This is a genomic window from Zongyangia sp., assembly GCF_965361945.1.
In genome coordinates, this window is the sequence record NZ_CBDTOK010000086.1 from 1 (window position 1) to 3,573 (window position 3,573).

The following is a 3,573-nucleotide window of genomic DNA, read 5'->3' on the forward strand; positions in this document are numbered from 1 at the left end:
CACGAGGAGATCGAGTCCCTGGCCCTCAACATCAAGGGGATTAAGCGGATCCGCTTCTTCATGACCTTCGGGGAAAGCTATCTCAACCATCTGCGCTGCCTGGAGGATGTAGGGATGACCTCCATCGAGCCCATTGATTATGAGGGACATAAGATCATCCCCCTTCAGTTCCTCAAAGCGGTTCTCCCTGATCCCGCTTCCCTGGGCCCCAGAACCAAAGGAAAAACCAATATCGGCTGCATCTTCCAGGGCAAGAAGGATGGCAAGCCGGTAAGATACTATGTCTATAACGTTTGCGACCACCAGGAGTGCTACAAGGAAGTAGGCTCCCAGGCAATTTCCTATACCACCGGCGTACCGGCCATGATCGGCGCTATGATGCTCTTAAACGGCACCTGGAACAAGCCCGGTGTCCACAACATTGAGGAGTTCGATCCCGATCCCTTCATGGAGGCCCTCAACAAATGGGGCCTGCCCTGGAAAGAATCCTTTGATCCGGAGCTGGTGGACTGATGGAGCGTATGGACCGCCTCCCCACCCCCTGCTATCTGGTAGATGAGGGGCTCATCCGCCGCAATCTGGAGATTTTGTCGTCTGTAAAGGAGCGAACTGGCTGCAAAATCCTCTTAGCTCAGAAAGCATTTTCTATGTATGCTCTCTATCCCCTCATCGGGAAGTATCTGGACGGGGCTACAGCCAGCGGCCTTTTCGAGGCCAGGCTGGGCCGGGAAGAGATGGGCAAGGAAAACCATATCTTTTCCCCAGCCTATCGGGAGGATGAATTTGATGAGATCACGGGACTTTGCGACCACATCATCTTCAATTCCTTTGTCCAGCTGGAAAAATTCGGTTCTCAGGCCCTGGCGGCCGGCCGGGAAGTTGGGCTTCGCATCAATCCGGCATGCTCCACCCAGGATCACGCCATCTATGACCCCTGCTCCCCCGGTTCTCGGCTGGGGGTCACGGCGGAAAACTTCCGCCCAGAGCTTCTGCAAGGGGTGTCGGGGCTTCACTTCCACACCCTCTGTGAACAGGATGCCGACGCCCTGGCCCAAACGCTGGAGGCGGTGGAGGCCCGCTTTGGGGAATATCTTCCCCAGATGAAATGGCTCAACTTCGGCGGCGGCCATCACATCACAAGGGCGGATTATGACATTGACCTGCTCTGCTCCCTCATCAGCCGTATCCAGGAAAAATACGGCGTCCAGGTCTATCTGGAACCTGGGGAGGCAGTGGCCTTAAATGCGGGATTTCTGATCACCACCGTTTTGGATACCGTTCACAATGGCATGGATATCGCCATTTTAGATTCCTCCGCTGCCTGCCATATGCCCGACGTGCTGGAGATGCCCTACCGGCCTCCTCTCCTGGACTCTGGAAAAGCTGGAGAGCGACCTTATACCTACCGGCTCACAGGACCTACCTGCCTGGCTGGAGACGTTATCGGGGACTACAGCTTTGATGCTCCCCTCGCTCCCGGGGACCGGCTGATCTTTGGTGATATGGCCATCTATACCATGGTAAAGAATAACACCTTTAACGGCATGAACCTGCCCGCCATCGTCCTGCGCCATGAGGACGGGTCCGATCAAATTCTGCGCACCTTTGGATATGAAGACTTTAAATGCCGTTTAGGCTGATACAATCCCCCTTCCTTCGGGAAGGGGAATTGTCTTTATAGAAAGTATTTCTTACGATTTACCAGTTCCTGCTTGTTTTTCTCCCCTGCTTGCTGTATGATAGGAGCGTCAATCTAGACGGTGCCGAAAGGAGCAACACCATGGAAAAACTATTGGAGATGGAGGGGGTTAGCCTCTCCTTCGACAAAAAGCCAGCCCTTGCGGACCTGTCCTTTCAGGTCAAGCGGGGAGAAGTTTTTGGCTTTCTCGGGCCCAGCGGTGCTGGAAAAACCACCACCATCAAGCTGCTCACCCGCCAGCTGCGGGCAGACGCCGGTTTTATTCAGGTCTTTGGAGAAGATATCGGCGCTTTGAGCCAGTCCGCCTTTGACCGCATCGGCGTCCTCACCGACAACAGCGGCCTGTATGAAAGGCTCAGTGTTTTTGAGAACCTGAAGGTATTTGCGGATCTCAAAGGCATCCCTTCTTCCGCCATCTATGAGGTGCTGGAGCGGGTGGGGCTTAAGGATGACAGCAAAAAGTCCTGCAAAACCCTTTCCAAGGGGATGAAGCAGCGGCTTATCCTGGCCCGTGCTGTACTCCACAAGCCGGAGCTTCTCTTTTTAGACGAGCCTACCGCCGCCCTGGACCCTGCTACCACCCAGGAAATCCACCGGCTGCTGCGGGACCTCAACCGGGAGGGAACCACCATCTTCCTGACCACCCACAACATGGAGGAAGCTGATAAGCTCTGTCACTGGGTCGCCTTCCTCCACCACGGGCATATTGTGGAGGGCGGTCCGCCCCAGGAGCTCAAGCTCAAATACGCCAAGGAGCAGATTGTGGCCCGTACCGCTGAAGGCCGCACCATCACTGTGGAAAAATCCGCTACAGGGCTTTCTGACCTTCTCACCCAGCTGGGGCAGGAGAAGCTTTTGACCCTGCATTCCTCCGAGCCCAACCTGGAGGAGATCTTTTTGCATCTGACAGGGAGGGAATTGTCATGAAAATTCAGCTGCGCAAAGTAATCGCACTATTCAAAAAGGACATGAAGGACACCAGCAAAAATGTGAATGTGATGATTTTGCTGGTTCTCCCCCTGCTTTTCACCTTCCTGTATCAATTTATCGACCTTGGCGGAGAGGGCATGCCCAAGGAGTTTATCCTGTTTATCTCGGTGCTCATGAACCTGTGCCTGGTGCCCGTCTCCTTTCTCTCTATGATTATCGCTGAGGAGAAGGAGAAGAACACCCTGCGCACCCTTATGCTCTCCAACGTCTCCGCCGGGGACTTTCTGCTCAGCAAATCCCTGGTGACCTTTCTCTATATGCAGGTGGTCAATCTGCTCATCTTCTTCATCATCGGCCAGGATATGTCCACCCTGCTTCCCTTCCTGGGGATTACCACCATTTCCAGCTTCTGTATGATCTTTATCGGCGCCGTGGCCGGCCTTGTCTCCAAGGATCAGATGTCCACCAGCCTGGTCACCGTCCCCTTTATGCTCATCTTTCTCATTCCGCCCATGTTTGAGGCCGTCAACCCCATTTTTGCCGCCATCGCCCGGTGGGTTCCCACTACCGCTATGATGAACCTGTATTTCGGTACCGAAGGCGGAGCATGGTATGCTACCATTTGGTTTCAAGTGTTGGTCATCCTCCTGTGGACAGCGGCCTCCGCTGTGGCGTTCGGCCTCATCTTCCGCAAGAGAAGCCTGGACAATTAGGGTAGATCAGCTCTCTTTTATAAAAACAAAGTGTCGCATGGAAATACCTGGCGCCGCTTTCACTATAGCAGAGGCTGGGTTTCCACCGTCACATCCTGGCTGGTGGAAAAGCTTTGGTAGGAAACCATCCCCAAGACAAATTGGAATTTAACTATCTAATCCTCAAAAACCATTGATTTTTCAAGGCTTCACGCCTGTTTTTCATTCAAACCTTATCTGTTTGCCCTTGTT

Annotated in this window: 4 protein-coding genes; all 4 read left to right on the plus strand. The window is 53.7% G+C overall.

Going from position 1 to position 3,573, the window contains the following annotated elements; all coding sequences use genetic code 11:
• A partial coding sequence (locus ACZ25G_RS05510; protein ID WP_463681814.1) for a saccharopine dehydrogenase family protein occupies nucleotides 1-513 on the plus strand: 513 nt, incomplete at its 5' end.
• Nucleotides 513-1,640, plus strand: a complete 1,128-nt coding sequence (gene nspC / locus ACZ25G_RS05515) for a carboxynorspermidine decarboxylase (protein WP_463681815.1) — start codon at nucleotides 513-515, stop codon at nucleotides 1,638-1,640. The genes ACZ25G_RS05510 and nspC, both read left to right, overlap by 1 nt.
• Before the next feature lie 140 nt (nucleotides 1,641-1,780).
• The gene (locus ACZ25G_RS05520) at nucleotides 1,781-2,626 is read left to right on the plus strand and encodes an ABC transporter ATP-binding protein (protein WP_463681816.1); all 846 of its coding nucleotides are present in this window, start codon (nucleotides 1,781-1,783) and stop codon (nucleotides 2,624-2,626) included.
• Nucleotides 2,623-3,342 carry an ABC transporter permease gene (locus ACZ25G_RS05525; protein ID WP_191481433.1) on the plus strand — a complete coding sequence of 240 codons (720 nt, stop codon included), beginning with the start codon at nucleotides 2,623-2,625 and terminating at the stop codon, nucleotides 3,340-3,342. Before ACZ25G_RS05520 ends, ACZ25G_RS05525 begins: the two co-directional genes overlap by 4 nt.
• Nucleotides 3,343-3,573 lie beyond the last annotated feature (231 nt).